Here is a 14,638-nt window from a genome sequence, read left to right on the forward strand (position 1 = left end):
GTATTGTAAGGGATTTGCGGGCTTTTTTCTATGATAAAGGTCGTCTGAAAACCTGAATCTCAAGTTTTCAGACGACCTTTTTGACACAAGGCTCTTAACCGCGTACCCGTTCGATTTTCGCGCCGACTTGGCCGAGTTTTTTCTCGATGTGTTCGTAGCCGCGGTCGAGGTGGTAGATGCGTTCGACGATAGTTTCGCCGCCTGCGACCAAGCCTGCCATGACGAGGCTGGCGGAGGCGCGCAGGTCGGTCGCCATCACGACGGCGCCGGAGAGTTTTTCCACGCCTTTGACGAAGGCGGTGTTGCCTTCGGTGGTGATGTTTGCGCCCATGCGGTTGAGTTCGGGAACGTGCATGAAGCGGTTTTCAAAGATGGTTTCGACGACGCGGCTGTCGCCTTCGGCAATGGCGTTCATCGCCATGAACTGCGCCTGCATGTCGGTCGGGAAGCCGGGGTGTTCGGTGGTGCGGATGTTTACCGCTTTCGGCCGTTGCTGCATGTCGATGGAAATCCAGTCGTCGCCCGCTTCGATGATGGCGCCGGCTTCGACGAGTTTGTCCAAAACGACTTCCATGGTTTTGGGGGCGGCTTTGCGCAGGACGACTTTGCCGCCGGTCATGGCGACGGCGCAGAGGAAGGTACCGGCTTCGATGCGGTCGGGTACGACGCTGTGTTCGCAGCCGTGCAGCTCTTTCACGCCTTCGACGGTCATGGTTGATGTACCGATGCCGCTGATTTTCGCGCCCATTTTGACGAGGCACTCCGCCAAATCGACGACTTCGGGTTCGATGGCGCAGTTTTCGAGGATGGTCGTGCCTTCGGCGAGGGTCGCCGCCATCAGCAGGTTTTCCGTACCGCCGACGGTAATCATATCCATCACCACGCGTGCGCCTTTCAGACGACCTTTAGCTTTGACGTAGCCGTGTTCGATGGTGATTTCCGCTCCCATGGTTTCGAGGCCTTTGAGGTGCTGGTCAACAGGGCGCGAACCGATGGCGCAGCCGCCGGGCAGGCTGACTTGGGCCTCGCCGAAACGCGCCAGCGTCGGGCCGAGCACGAGGATGGAGGCGCGCATGGTTTTCACCAGTTCGTAGGGGGCGCAGGTGTTGTTGACGGTGCCGCCGTTGATTTCGAATTCGTGAACGTTGTCGGTCAAAACGCGTGCGCCCATGCCTTGCAGCAGTTTTTGGGTGGTTTTGACGTCGGCAAGCATGGGTACGTTTTTCAGGCGCAGGGTGCCGGAGGTCAAGAGACCGGCACACATCAGCGGCAGGGCGGCGTTTTTCGCGCCGGATACGATGATTTCGCCGTTGAGCGGGCCGTTGGCGGTGATTTTGAGTTTGTCCACAGTGTTTCTTTCGTTGTTGAGACAAGTCCCGACGGCGCTGCCGGCAGGACGGGATTCGGTTAGATTCGGAATTATAAGGGATTTTGACGGTTTTTGCGGGCGGGCAGGAAGAATTCTTCCGAAGGGCGTTTACAGGGTATGAATGGTCGGAAGGGTCGTCTGAACATATCAGACGCAACCTTGCGATGTCTGTTTCTACGTTTTCAGACGACCTGTAAATCTAGTTTCATCACGGAGACGGTTTCGCCGTTGTGCCATTGCGTCGCGATTTCCCGCCAGCCGTATTTGGCGTAAACCGCCTGTACGTCGGGCGTATAGAGGTAAAGGGCGGGCAGGCGTAAGGAGCGGGCGGTTTGCAGACAATGGGCGATGAGCGCGTGTCCGATGCCTTTGCCTCGATATTCGGGCAGGACGAATACGTCGCCCAGCCAGTATTCGTATTGCGGAAATTCTTCCATGTCGAAGCGTTTGAGCGCGGCGGAACCGAGCAGCCGTCCGTCTTCCGAAACTGCGGCAAAGGCGAGCGGCAAACCGTCCCCGTCCAGACATTTTCGGTAATAGGCACGAATTTTTTCAAGCGACGACCACGGGGCGAAGTCGTGCCATTCTTGGTAGAGCGCAAGGGTAAGCGGCTCGATGTGGCAGGCTTGCAAGGGGGTGATGTTCATGACGCGTTATCGTGTAGAAAGGTCGTCTGAAACTGTTTTCAGACGACCTTTTAACGTTTAGCCTACTTTATCTCCGGGCTGCGCGCCTGCATCGACATCCAAGAGCTTCAGTTTGCCCTCGGCGGTAGCGGCGGAGAGGATCATGCCTTCGGATACGCCGAATTTTGCCATTTTGCGCGGGGCGAAATTGGCGACGGCGATGACCATGCGGCCGTTCAATTCGGCAGGATTTGGGTAAGACGCGGCGATGCCGGAGAAGATGATGCGTTTTTCAAAACCGAAATCGAGGTCGAATTTTAAGAGCTTGGTGCTGCCTTCGACGGCTTCGCAGTTCAATACTTTGGCGACGCGCATGTCGATTTTCATGAAGTCGTCGAAGCTTGCCTGCTCGGCGACTTTTTCGTATTTACCCTCTTCGGAGGCAGGCGCGGGGGTCGTCTGAATGCTTTGTTTGTTGGCTTCGATTAAATCGTCCACTTGTTTTTGCTCCACTCGTTGCATTAAATGTTCGTATTTGTTGATGGCGTGTTCGCCTAGGGTTTCGCGCGTGTTCGCCCAGGTAATTGCGTCCAGATTGAGGAAACGCGCGGCGTTGGCGGCAGTTTGCGGCAACACGGGGGCGAGGTAGGCGGTCAGCATGGTGAAGGCGTTGATGAGTTCGCTGCATACTTCGTGCAGGCGTTCGTCTTGGCCTTCCTGTTTGGCGAGTTCCCACGGTTTGTTGGCATCAACGTATTCGTTCACGGCATCCGCCAAAGCCATGATGTCGCGCAGGGCGCGGGCGTATTCGCGGTTTTCGTATTGCTCGGCAATGTTGTCGCTTTCGGCGGCGAGTTTTTGCAATAACGGGCTACCTGAAACGTCTTTCAGACGACCTTCAAAGCGTTTGGACAAAAAGCCTGATGCGCGGGCGGCGATGTTGACGTATTTGCCGACGAGGTCGCTGTTTACACGCGAGATAAAGTCTTGCAGGTTCAAATCGATGTCTTCGATTTTGCTGTTGAGTTTGGCGGCGATGTAGTAGCGCATCCACTCGGGGTTCAGGCCTTGTTCCAGATAGGATTTGGCGGTGATGAATGTGCCGCGCGATTTGGACATTTTTTGTCCGTCCACGGTCAAAAAGCCGTGTGCGTACACACCGGTCGGGGCGCGGTGGCCGGAAAAATGCAGCATGGCGGGCCAGAACAGGGCGTGGAAATAGAGGATGTCTTTGCCGATGAAGTGGTACATCTCGGTTTGGCTGTCGGCTTTGAAGTATTCGTCGAAATCGACGCCGATGCGGTCGCACAGGTTTTTAAACGACGCCATGTAGCCGACGGGCGCGTCCAGCCAGACGTAGAAGTATTTGCCCGGCGCGTCGGGGATTTCGAAACCGAAATACGGCGCGTCGCGGGAGATGTCCCAGTCGGACAGGGTGGTTTCTTCGCCTTCGCCCAGCCATTCTTTCATTTTGTTGAGGGCTTCGGGTTGCAAATGGGGCTTGCCGTCGTGCGGATTGTTGCCGGAAGTCCATGCTTTGAGGAAGTCGGCGCATTCGCCCAGTTTGAAGAAGAAGTGTTCGGATTCGCGCAATTCGGGTTTGGCGCCGGAAACGGCGGAATACGGGTTAATCAGTTCGGTCGGGGAATAGGTCGTGCCGCAGACTTCGCAGTTGTCGCCGTATTGGTCTTGGGCGTGGCATTTGGGGCATTCGCCTTTGACGAAGCGGTCGGGCAGGAACATTTGTTTTTCGGGGTCGAAAAGCTGCTCGATGACGCGGCTCTCAATCTTGCCGTTGGCTTTCAGCGCGCGGTAAATGTCTTGGGAAAACTGTTTGTTTTCAGGGGAATGGGTGCTGTAATAATTGTCGTAGCCGATGTGAAAACCGGTGAAGTCGGCGAGGTGTTCTTCGCGCACTTTGGCAATCATGTCTTCGGGCGCGATGCCTTGTTTTTGCGCGGCAAGCATCACGGGCGTGCCGTGGGTGTCGTCGGCGCAGCAGTAGTGGCACTCGTGGCCGCGCAGTTTTTGAAAGCGCACCCAAACGTCGGTTTGGATGTGTTCGACCATGTGGCCGAGGTGGATGCTGCCGTTGGCATAGGGCAGGGCGGAGGTAACGAGGATTTTGCGTGTCATGGTTTATGCTTTGGAAAACAATGGATAAAGATGGGAATTATACCGTAAATCGTGCGGGCGAGACGGGGGAAAGGTCGTCTGAAAAGGGGGATTTAAGGTTTCAGACGACCTTTTGCCTTTCCGCTTTCTTTGCATATTCTTTGTCTAACTTGACATTTCCTTGCTGTCGCAACACCATAAAGGCAGATTCGGCAGCCGGTTCGAGCCTGCCGTCGTGTTTTTTATCAACCGAAAGGCTATCTACGATGACACAATCCACTCACGATCCTTATGCGGACTACCGCGAGCTGACGCTTCGGGGCATGATACTCGGTGCGCTGATTACCGTGATCTTTACCGCGTCAAACGTTTATCTCGGTTTGAAAGTCGGTCTGACCTTTGCTTCGTCGATTCCGGCTGCGGTGATTTCGATGGCGGTTTTGAAGCTTTTCAAAGGCAGCAATATTTTGGAAAACAATATGGTGCAGACGCAGGCTTCGGCGGCGGGTACGTTGTCGAGCATTATTTTCGTCCTGCCCGGTTTGTTGATGGCAGGCTATTGGAGCGGTTTCCCGTTTTGGCAGACTGCGCTGTTGTGTATGGCGGGCGGGATTTTGGGGGTGATTTTCACCATTCCGCTGCGTTACGCGATGGTGGTGAAAAGCGAGTTGCCTTATCCCGAAGGCGTGGCGGCGGCGGAAATTTTGAAAGTCGGCAGCCACGAGGAAGAGGAAGGCCGTCAGGGCGGCAGCGGCATTAAAGAGCTGGCGGCAGGCGGCGCGTTGGCGGGCTTTATGAGCTTTTGTTCCAACGGTTTGCGCGTGATTGCCGACAGTGCGAGTTATTGGTTTAAAAGCGGCACGGCGATTTTCCAACTGCCGATGGGCTTTTCGCTGGCATTGTTGGGTGCGGGCTATTTGGTCGGGCTGACGGGCGGCATCGCCATCCTGTTGGGCATTTCGATTGCTTGGGGTATTGCCGTGCCGTATTTTTCATCGCACATTCCGCAGCCTGCCGATATGGAAATGGCCGCGTTTGCGATGAAGCTGTGGAAGGAAAAGGTACGCTTTATCGGCGCAGGTACCATCGGTATCGCGGCGGTTTGGACGCTTTTGATGCTGCTCAAGCCGATGCTGGAAGGCCTGAAAATGTCGTTCAAGAGTTTCGGCGGCGGCGCGCCTGCGGCGGAACGTACAGAACAGGATTTGTCGCCTAAAGCCATGATTTTCTGGGTGTTGTCCATGATGCTGGTGCTGGGCGTATCGTTTTATCACTTTATCGGCGATTCGCACATTACGGGCGGCATGGCTTGGCTTTTGGTGGTCGTTTGTACGCTTTTGGCTTCCATCATCGGCTTTTTGGTTGCTGCTGCTTGCGGTTATATGGCAGGTTTGGTCGGCTCGTCTTCCAGCCCGATTTCCGGCGTGGGCATCGTTTCCATCGTCATCATTTCACTGGTGTTGTTGGTCGTGGGCGAATCCGGCAGTTTGATGGCGGATGAAGCCAACCGCAAATTTTTGCTGGCGCTGACCTTGTTCTGCGGCTCGGCGGTGATTTGCGTGGCTTCGATTTCCAACGACAACCTGCAAGACTTGAAAACCGGCTACCTGCTCAAAGCAACGCCGTGGAGGCAACAGATTGCACTGATTATCGGCTGTATCGTCGGCGCATTCGTCATCTCGCCCGTGTTGGAACTGCTCTACGAAGCCTACGGCTTTACCGGCGCAATGCCGCGCGAAGGCATGGACGCGGCGCAGGCTTTGGCGGCTCCGCAAGCGACTTTGATGACGACCATCGCCTCGGGTATCTTCGCCCACAACCTCGAATGGGCGTACATCTTCACCGGCATCGTGATCGGCGCGGTGTTGATCGTCGTTGATTTGGTGTTGAAAAAATCGTCCGGCGGAAAACGCGCACTGCCCGTCCTCGCCGTCGGCATGGGCATCTACCTGCCGCCGTCCGTCAATATGCCCATCGTGATCGGCGCAGTGTTGGCGGCGGTGTTGAAACACATCATCGGCAAGAAAGCGGAAAACCGTGAAGGTCGTCTGAAAAACGCCGAACGTATCGGAACCTTGTTCTCCGCCGGTTTGATTGTCGGCGAAAGCCTGGTCGGCGTAGTGATGGCATTCATCATCGCCTTCTCCGTGACCAACGGCGGCTCCGACGCTCCGCTCGCGCTGGGTCTGGAAAACTGGGAAACCACCGCGTCCTGGCTTGGGCTGGCATTCTTCATCACAGGCATGGTGTTCTTCGCACAACGCGTGTTGAAAGCAGGACGCGTCAAGTAAGCTGGGTTTGAAAATAAAGAGGTCGTCTGAAAACTTGGGATTCAGGTTTTCAGACGACCTTGTTTTTATCTGTAACTTCTTGCTCTTTTATCCAGTGGGAGAGGGCTGGGGAGAGGGGGGCTCTACGGGCTGAACGAATATTATCTAAACCCACAAAGCCACCCCCATCCTAACCTTCCCCCGCCGGACGGGGGAAGGGATAAGTTGCCGTTGCAGCAACGAGTAGCGTGGGCTTTGCCCACGAGATGAATGCTCGGACACAGATAACTAATTCAGATTATTAAGCAGTAAATTTCGTGGTCAAAGCCCACGCTATGGGTTCGGTTTGCTCCAAGTATGTATCGAGTCAATAAAAAGGTCGTCTGAAATCTTGAATTTCAAGTTTTCAGACGACCTTTTTCATGCCTGCTATATGGTGAAACCCGTCAAATCACTTCCAAAACAAAGTATTGGCGCAATTTGTCGTACACTTTGTCGGTTACGTTGATGCAGCCGTTGGTGATGACGCGGTCGGAGACGACGTTGGAGGCGATGCGCTGCATACGGCGCTCGGAGGGTTTGAGCGTCCAGACGCGGTGCAGGGCGAAGAGGAAGTCTTTTTCCTGCTTGAAGCCGATGATTTCGCCGCCGTAGCCGGGTTTGGAAGTCTTCATCAACTGCATATCAAAAGTGCCTTTCGGCGTGGTTTTGCCGATGAGCACGGGGTAACACTGGGCATCGTCGGTGAAACACAGCTCGGCTTTGGCGGTGTTGACGATGACTTTTTTGCGTTGCATGTATTCTTTGGCGGCATCGGCTGCTGCAAAGCTGTTCAGCCCTGCCAGCAGCGATATGCCGAGGATGATTCTTTTAAACATGTTTTCCTGTTATTTGCGGATGCGGTGGTGGGTTTCAGGCGCAACTTCGCGGATGATGATTTGAGGTTCGGCAACCTTCGGCTCGGGTTGTACGGGCGGGCAGACGGCGTCTTCCGGGAAGACGGTTTTCCAATGGAAGCTGCGGGCGTATTTGTGTTTGTCAAACAAGACCTTGTATTGGCAGGTGGTAATGCCTTCTACGCCGGAGCCGATGTCGGGATTGGCGGGAACGCCGGGAGTGCGGAAGTGGAAGAGATAATTCCATTCGCGCACGCCGAACATACCTTCATCGTAGTGCGGACGGCCGAGGATTTTGTAAATGTCGTCTTTGCTCAGACCCGGTTTCATCTGTTCGAGTTCATCGGCGGTCGGGAATGTGCCTTGGTTTTTGTTGAAGGTTACGGAGTAGGGTTTCGGAAAGACGGGGTTGTCCGTCGTTCCGTCGGCTTTAACGTGGCTTTTGCCGGCGCAGGCGGACAATACGGCTGCGGCAGCGAGGCAAAGGGCGGTTTTGGCGATACGGGACGTTTTCATGGTTAATCCTTTTTCGTGTTGGCGGCTTCGGTTATGCCTCTGCCGCATGGAAAAATACGATTTACCCGCACGCTGCCCTTTGTGCTGATGCCGTTTATTGTCACTTTGTAACAATTTCATACGGATATAATTGGAAATGATGGTACATCGGCTTCAGGCAAGCGTGTGTCCGGGTCGGGTAAAATCGCGTTACTGGTTGTTTATTTTGATGTTTAATCAAATTTAAGGCGAAATGTTAATTTCTTGTTCAGATTCCATGCAAGTTTTATGCCAATTTTTTAAAAAGGTCGTCTGAAACGCTTATCCGTGTTTCAGACGACCTTTCGCTTTCAGGTTTTAAAAAAACGGATTGTGCCGTTTTTCATGCCCGATGTCGGTCATTCTGCCGTGTCCGGCGATGACGCGGGTGTCTTCGGGCAGGGCGAACAGTTTGGTGCGGATATTATGGATGAGGTCGGCGTGGTTGCCGCGCGGGAAGTCGGTTCTGCCTATGGTTTCGTAAAACAGTACGTCGCCCGCGATGAGCAGCCCTGCTTCGGCGCAGTAAAAAACGACGTGGCCGGGCGTGTGGCCGGGGATGTGCAGGACTTGGAAGGCGTGGCTGCCGACCTTGAGCGTTTCGCCTTCGGTCAGCCAACGGGTCGGCTTAAACGCGGGGGAAACGGGAAAGCCGTATTGGGCGGTCGTTTCGGGCAGGGCTTGCAGCAGAAATTCGTCGTCCGCATGAGGGCCGATGACGGGGACGGGGTGGTGTTCACGCAATTCCACCACGCCGCCGGCATGGTCGAGGTGTCCGTGGGTCAGCCAAATGGCGGTCAGGGTGAGGTTTTTCGCGTCCAGCTCTTGCAGGAGGTAGGAAACGTCGCCGCCGACATCGGTCAGGACGGCTTCGCGGGTTTCGTCATCCCACAAAAGGGTGCAGTTTTGGCGGAAAGGGGTAACGGCAATAATTTCGGCTTGAAGTGCCATGAGGCGGGATTCCTTGGGTAGTGGTTGGACGGGGCGGATATTTTCAGACGACCTTCGGTCTGTTTATGCGGTATCATTATTATATTTGAAATAATCACTCACATTACAGGAACGTTTATGAGAACTTCAATGCAGGGCATGATACCGATTTTTGCCGCTTTTTTCATCCAAACGGCGCTCGGCGCGGATTTGATGCTGGCGCAGGAATACAAAGACCAAGACATTATAGGCTGGGCGATGAGCGAGAAGCTCGACGGCGTGCGCGCGTATTGGGACGGGCGGCAACTGGTCAGCAGGCAGGGCTACGCGTTCACACCGCCCAAAGGTTTTACCGCGCAGTTCCCGCCGTATCCGCTCGACGGCGAGCTGTATAGCGGACGCGGGCAGTTTGAACAGATTTCCGCCGCCGTACGCTCGTCTTCCGGCGACTGGCGCGGCATCCGACTTCATGTTTTCGATGTACCCAAAGCGCAGGGCAATCTCTACCAGCGCCTCGCCGTCGCAACGCAATGGCTGAAAACGCATCCGAACGCGCCCATCACCATCATCCCGCAAACCAAAGTCCGCGACCGGCAGCACGCGATGGATTTTTTGAAACAAATCGAAGCGCAGGGCGGCGAAGGCGTGATGCTGCGCCAGCCCGAATCACGTTACAGCGGCGGCAGGAGCAGCCAATTATTGAAGCTGAAAAGCCAATACGACGACGAATGCACGGTAACGCGGCATTATGAAGGCAAAGGGCGCAACGCCGGACGGCTGGGCGCGGTCGGCTGCAAAAACCGACACGGCGAATTCCGCATCGGCAGCGGCTTCAAAGACAAAGACCGCGACAACCCGCCCAAAATCGGCGCGGTCATCACATACCGCTACCGCGGCTTCACACAAAAAGGCACGCCGAAATTTGCCACGTTTGTGCGGGTTAGAACGGACAGGTAAGAGCCGATGGTCGAAAGGTCGTCTGAAAACCGTATTTTTAGGTTTTCAGACGACCTTTTTATAAACATGGATGGATACTGAATTGGTTTTCGGCTTTGGGGGCGGGAGGGGGAGCTTTGGTATATCGCGGGGAATTTAACCTTTGATACAGCAGCTTATTTAGCCTCGTCATTCCCTTTAGCCCGTCATTCCCGCGCAGGCGGGAATCCAGTCCTATCCGCACGGAAACTTATCGGGCAAAAAGGTTTCCTCAATTCTGCATCCTGGATTCCCGCCATAGCCTGTCCTCGCGTAGGCGGGGGCGGGAATGACGGCAGAAGGTAAACAACGTATCGGATTAAGTTAATTGATTATTATCATGTACAATTTCCGCCTGATTGATTTTTAATGGATTGGTTTGATAGAGGGATAAATGATGGATGTTAATGATTTGATTAGTGCAGCAGTCCAATTATTTAATGAGAAAAAATACGCTGAAGCGATTGAAATACTTCATCAGGCTTGGGACGGGATTACGGATAAAAATACTCAAATTCCAGAGCAAATTAAGATTCAAAATCGGCTTGGCGGTTGTTATTTGGAACAAGCCATAAATGCCAAAGATACGGATAAAGCAGACGGACTATTCGAACAGGCCGTTTGGCATTTTCAGGAATTATTGCAGCTTACCAAACAGCTGGAAGATGAACAGAACAAGATTGAGGAGCAAATTATTGCCCAATTTCGGCTTAGCTTTTGTTATTTGAAACATGCCCAAAAAACCAAAGATACGGACAAAGCAGACAAACTATTCGGACAGGCCGTTGAATATTCTAGGAAACGGTTGGAGCTTACCAAACAGCTAAAAGATGGACAGGACAAGATTCATAAGCAAATTGTTGCCCAATTTCGGCTTGGCAGCTGTTATTTCGAACAGGCCAAAAAAACTAAAGATACGAATAAAGCAGACAAACGGTTCGGGCAGGCTGTTGAAGATTTTAAGAAGGAATTGGAGCTTACCGAACAGCTGGAAGATAAACAAGCCAAGATTCAGTATCAAATCCTTGCACAATATGGGCTTGGCACTTGTTATTTAGAACAGGCTCAAAAAACCAAAGATACGGATAAAGCAAATAAACTGTTTGAAAAAGCTGTTGAACACCTTCGAGAATTGTTAAAACTTACCAAGCAACTGACGGATAAACAAGATCGTATTCAACAACAAATCTATGCCCAATTTCGGCTTGGTCGTTGTTATCTTGAACGGATTAAGAGAAGTAAAAGTACACCTGAAGCGGAAAAATTTGCTAAATGTCTGGCTAGCAAATATTTTTCTGCTGCCTACGAACAATTACCACAATTAAGTGATGAAGAAAAAGAATGGGAAAAAAGCATCCGTCAAGGTTTAACGGATATTGATTACCTCAATGAAGACTGGAATTCCTATTTCGAAAAGAAAAAACAAGAAATACAGGAATCGCTTTTCAAAGGGGAGACTTCACAACCGCAAGACGCCGTTGCAACCGTATTGGCGGTTCTCCATATTACGCCGATAGAGTTGGGCTTTACCCCGATGGCGCATTACACTTCGCCCCATGTATGCCATATATTATTCGGCATCGGCGGCAACGAAACCGCCAGTCCAATGCGACTCGGCAGCTCCACCTATATGAACGATCCGTCCGAAGGCAAGCCACTACTGGACTTATTGAACCAGCAAGATTTGGAGTTGGAAAACAAGGCGGATGGCGCGTCCCATAATGCCTTTTTTACCTGCTTCTCCAGCCGCGTCAACGATTTGAACCAGTTCCGCCTGTATGGCAAAGAGGGCGGCGTGGAGGCTTCGGGCTGCTGTCTGGTGTTCAATAAAAACGGAGATTGGCTTAGAGAAGTGGATGTTTCTGCTTCGTTCCATAACCCATCCCAAAAATATGGTCAGAATTCAGACGACCTGCCGGAAGACGGTTTTTGGAATGATAAATACGAAAAACTGCCGCTCTATCAGATTGCTTATATCGCATACAAAGATGAATATATTGCGGAAAAGAAATGCGGGATATGGCTTCTTCCTCAAGAAAAACTGAAATTCGGTATCCGCCTGAAACCCGTCGGAAATGAAGACTGGCATCAGTTCCGCTTGGAAAAATTAAAAGAAGCGTTGGAAGAGCTTATCGAGTTTTTCAAGGACAACTCCGCCGTCAGCGACGACGATAAAGAAGCCTTGGAATACATCCGCTATCTGTTTAAAGACTTCGCCTTCCGCGACGAAGAAGAGTTCCGCCTGCTGGTTATCAAACCAATCGATTCGGAGGAAATCGAATATTGCGAGACGACCCAATCCCTCTATATCCCTTATGCCGATATACGGAATCTGGCGGACGAGGTGATTTTGGGTACGAATTACGAAAAAACCGGCAATCAACGCAAGGCGGAAGTGTTCCGCTATCAGATGAAGCAAAAATGCCCCGACGTCAAAGTCTCCCGCTCGACGCTGCCGATTAATCCGCCGAATAAGTAGATGGGTTTGCTTAATTTTCGATACGGGTATCTATTATCAGCCGGCATTCCCGCGCAGGCGGGAATCCAGTCCTGTCGGCACAGAAATCTGTCGGGAAAAAAGGTTTCCTAAATTCTGCTTTCTGGATTCCCGCCTGCGCGGGAATGACGGGCAGTGTATCGGAAGCGGTAGCGAAACCCGCCACACTCGTTTTCAGACGGCCTTTTTGTCTGGCAACAAGGTTTTTCCCGCTATAATTCCCGCTTTCGCTATTTTCAGACGGCCCCTTTTCTATGAAATCCTACCCCGATTCCTATCTCCATTTCGAAAACCTCGACGCCCCCGAAACGCAAAACTTCGCCGCTGAAGCGCATGCCGAAACGCGTGCGCGTTTTTTGGAAAACGATAAGGCGCGCGCGCTGTCGGACGGGATTTTGGCGCAGATGCAGGACACGCGGCAGATTCCGTTTTGTCAGGAACACCGCGCGCGGATGTACCACTTCCATCAGGACGCGGAATATCCGAAGGGCGTGTACCGTGTGTGTACGGCGGCGACCTACCGTTCGGGCTATCCTGAGTGGAAAATCCTGTTTTCGGTGGCGGATTTCGATGAGTTGCTCGGCGACGATGTGTATCTGGGAGGGGTGTCGCACTTGGTGGAGCAGCCCAATCGCGCGCTGTTGACCTTGAGCAAATCGGGCGGCGATACGGCTTATACGTTGGAAGTGGATTTGGAAGCGGGCGGGCTGGTCGAGGGCGGCTTTCATTTTCCGGCGGGGAAAAACCATGTGTCGTGGCGCGATGAAAACAGCGTGTGGGTGTGTCCGGCTTGGGACGAGCGGCAGTTGACCGAATCGGGCTATCCGCGCGAGGTGTGGCTGGTGGAGCGCGGCAAGAGTTTCGAGGAAAGCCTGCCGGTGTACCAAATCGGCGAAGACGGGATGATGGTGAACGCGTGGCGTTACCTTGATCCGCAGGGTTCGCCGATTGATTTGATTGAAGCGTCGGACGGTTTTTACACCAAGACGTATTTGCAGGTGTCGTCTGAAGGCGAGGCGAAACCGTTGAACCTGCCCGCCGATTGCGACGTGGTCGGCTATCTGGCGGGGCATCTTTTGCTGACGCTGCGCAAGGACTGGAACCGCGCGAACCAAAGCTATCCGAGCGGCGCGCTGGTGGCGGTGAAGCTGAATCGGGGCGAACTCGGGGCGGCGCAGCTTTTGTTTGCGCCCGATGAAACGCAGGCATTGGAAAGCGTGGAAACGACCAAGCGTTTTGTGGTGGCGAGCCTGCTGGAAAACGTACAAGGCCGTCTGAAAGCATGGCGCTTTACCGATGGCAAATGGCAGGAAACTGAGTTGCCGCGCCTGCCTTCGGGCGCGCTGGAAATGACCGACCAGCCTTGGGGCGGCGACGTGGTTTACCTTGCCGCCAGCGATTTCACCACGCCGCTGACGCTGTTTGCGCTGGATTTGAACGTGATGGAACTGACCGTCATGCGCCGCCAGCCGCAGCAGTTTGTTTCAGACGACCTCGAAGTGCGGCAGTTTTGGGCGGTTTCGTCCGACGGCGAGCGCATCCCTTATTTCCACGTCGGCAAAAACGCCGCGCCCGATACGCCGACGCTGGTTTATGCCTACGGCGGTTTCGGCGTGCCCGAGCTGCCGCACTATCTGGGCAGCATCGGCAAATACTGGCTGGAAGAGGGCAACGCCTTCGTGTTGGCGAACATACGCGGCGGCGGCGAGTTCGGCCCGCGCTGGCATCAGGCGGCGCAGGGAATCAGCAAACACAAAAGCGTCGATGATTTGATTGCCGTCGTGCGCGATTTGTCCGAACGCGGCATGAGTTCGCCCAAACACATCGGTTTGCAGGGTGGCAGCAACGGCGGCCTGATTACCGCCGCCGCCTTCGTGCGCGAACCGCAAAGCATAGGCGCGCTGGTGTGCGAAGTGCCGCTGACCGACATGATCCGCTATCCGCTGCTCTCCGCCGGCGCAAGCTGGACGGACGAATACGGCAACCCGCAGAAATACGAAGTCTGCAAACGCTGGCTGGGTGAATTGTCGCCGTATCACAATTTTTCAGACGGCATCAATTATCCGCCTGCGCTCATTACCACCAGCCTCAGCGACGACCGCGTCCATCCTGCCCACGCGCTCAAGTTCTACGCCAAATTGCGCGAAACCTCCGCGCAATCGTGGCTCTACGCTCCGGACGGCGGCGGACATACCGGCAACGGCACGCAACGCGAAGCCGCCGACGAACTCGCCTGCGTGTTGCTGTTTTTGAAAGAGTTTTTAGGCTAAGGGCAGGGAGCGACACTGCCGCCGCGAATGAAAAAAGGTCGTCTGAAATTGCTTTTTCAGACGACCTTTTTTAATGGTTCTTGGATTCGGATTTCAAGTGCAACACTAGGGTACCAGTGGTTGGAACAGATTTAAGAATAAAACACTTGGCGTTTC

10 protein-coding genes are annotated in these 14,638 nt (G+C 53.6%); 4 read left to right on the top strand and 6 right to left on the bottom strand.

All coding sequences use genetic code 11. From position 1 onward, the window contains the following. Window positions 1–94: 94 nt before the first annotated feature. The 3 genes from murA to metG form a co-directional block, all read right to left on the bottom strand. Window positions 95–1,348 carry a UDP-N-acetylglucosamine 1-carboxyvinyltransferase gene (gene murA, locus AC5M9B_RS09355; RefSeq protein WP_049228971.1) on the bottom strand — a complete coding sequence of 418 codons (1,254 nt, stop codon included), beginning with the start codon at window positions 1,346–1,348 and terminating at the stop codon, window positions 95–97. Window positions 1,349–1,551: 203 nt separating this feature from the next. Further along, complete coding sequence (locus AC5M9B_RS09360; RefSeq protein WP_070613781.1) at window positions 1,552–2,016, bottom strand: GNAT family N-acetyltransferase; 465 nt, start codon at window positions 2,014–2,016, stop codon at window positions 1,552–1,554. A 57-nt stretch (window positions 2,017–2,073) separates the two neighbouring features. After that, window positions 2,074–4,131, bottom strand: a complete 2,058-nt coding sequence (gene metG / locus AC5M9B_RS09365) for a methionine--tRNA ligase (RefSeq protein ID WP_487648544.1) — start codon at window positions 4,129–4,131, stop codon at window positions 2,074–2,076. A gap of 245 nt (window positions 4,132–4,376) precedes the next feature. Between metG and AC5M9B_RS09370 the strand changes: the two genes are divergently transcribed. Then, entirely contained in the window at window positions 4,377–6,401 is a 2,025-nt protein-coding gene (locus tag AC5M9B_RS09370; RefSeq protein WP_487648545.1) for an OPT family oligopeptide transporter, read from the top strand. Between the two features lie 425 nt (window positions 6,402–6,826). Here the strand turns inward: AC5M9B_RS09370 and AC5M9B_RS09375 are convergent, their stop codons facing one another. The 3 genes from AC5M9B_RS09375 to AC5M9B_RS09385 form a co-directional block, all read right to left on the bottom strand. Then, window positions 6,827–7,258 carry a L,D-transpeptidase gene (locus AC5M9B_RS09375; protein ID WP_070493706.1) on the bottom strand — a complete coding sequence of 144 codons (432 nt, stop codon included), beginning with the start codon at window positions 7,256–7,258 and terminating at the stop codon, window positions 6,827–6,829. A 9-nt stretch (window positions 7,259–7,267) separates the two neighbouring features. Next, window positions 7,268–7,792, bottom strand: coding sequence for an outer membrane protein assembly factor BamE (locus tag AC5M9B_RS09380; protein WP_070655317.1), 525 nt, complete (start codon window positions 7,790–7,792; stop codon window positions 7,268–7,270). A 336-nt stretch (window positions 7,793–8,128) separates the two neighbouring features. Next, a complete protein-coding gene (locus AC5M9B_RS09385) occupies window positions 8,129–8,761 on the bottom strand; it encodes an MBL fold metallo-hydrolase (RefSeq protein ID WP_070655315.1) in 633 nt (210 codons plus the stop codon). 129 nt (window positions 8,762–8,890) lie between these two features. Here AC5M9B_RS09385 and AC5M9B_RS09390 point away from each other — a divergent pair, with 129 nt between their 5' ends. From AC5M9B_RS09390 to AC5M9B_RS09400, 3 genes are all read left to right on the top strand, one after another. Beyond that, on the top strand, window positions 8,891–9,697 hold the full coding sequence (locus AC5M9B_RS09390) for a DNA ligase (protein WP_070655313.1): 807 nt from the start codon (window positions 8,891–8,893) through the stop codon (window positions 9,695–9,697). Window positions 9,698–10,109: 412 nt separating this feature from the next. After that, window positions 10,110–12,194: a tetratricopeptide repeat protein gene (locus tag AC5M9B_RS09395; RefSeq protein WP_083310395.1), complete on the top strand. Its 2,085-nt coding sequence runs from the start codon at window positions 10,110–10,112 to the stop codon at window positions 12,192–12,194. 272 nt (window positions 12,195–12,466) lie between these two features. Beyond that, a complete protein-coding gene (locus AC5M9B_RS09400) occupies window positions 12,467–14,482 on the top strand; it encodes a prolyl oligopeptidase family serine peptidase (protein WP_070655309.1) in 2,016 nt (671 codons plus the stop codon). Window positions 14,483–14,638 lie beyond the last annotated feature (156 nt).

This window comes from Neisseria flava, assembly GCF_982712965.1.

Coding starts and splice junctions, on each gene's coding strand:
- AC5M9B_RS09390 (WP_070655313.1), top strand. CDS start 8,891: ATGCAGGGCATGATACCGATTTTTGCCGCTTTTTTCATCCAAACGGCG.
- AC5M9B_RS09395 (WP_083310395.1), top strand. CDS start 10,110: ATGATGGATGTTAATGATTTGATTAGTGCAGCAGTCCAATTATTTAAT.
- AC5M9B_RS09400 (WP_070655309.1), top strand. CDS start 12,467: ATGAAATCCTACCCCGATTCCTATCTCCATTTCGAAAACCTCGACGCC.
- AC5M9B_RS09370 (WP_487648545.1), top strand. CDS start 4,377: ATGACACAATCCACTCACGATCCTTATGCGGACTACCGCGAGCTGACG.
- AC5M9B_RS09375 (WP_070493706.1), bottom strand. CDS start 7,258: ATGTTTAAAAGAATCATCCTCGGCATATCGCTGCTGGCAGGGCTGAAC.
- AC5M9B_RS09380 (WP_070655317.1), bottom strand. CDS start 7,792: ATGAAAACGTCCCGTATCGCCAAAACCGCCCTTTGCCTCGCTGCCGCA.
- AC5M9B_RS09360 (WP_070613781.1), bottom strand. CDS start 2,016: ATGAACATCACCCCCTTGCAAGCCTGCCACATCGAGCCGCTTACCCTT.
- metG (WP_487648544.1), bottom strand. CDS start 4,131: ATGACACGCAAAATCCTCGTTACCTCCGCCCTGCCCTATGCCAACGGC.
- AC5M9B_RS09385 (WP_070655315.1), bottom strand. CDS start 8,761: ATGGCACTTCAAGCCGAAATTATTGCCGTTACCCCTTTCCGCCAAAAC.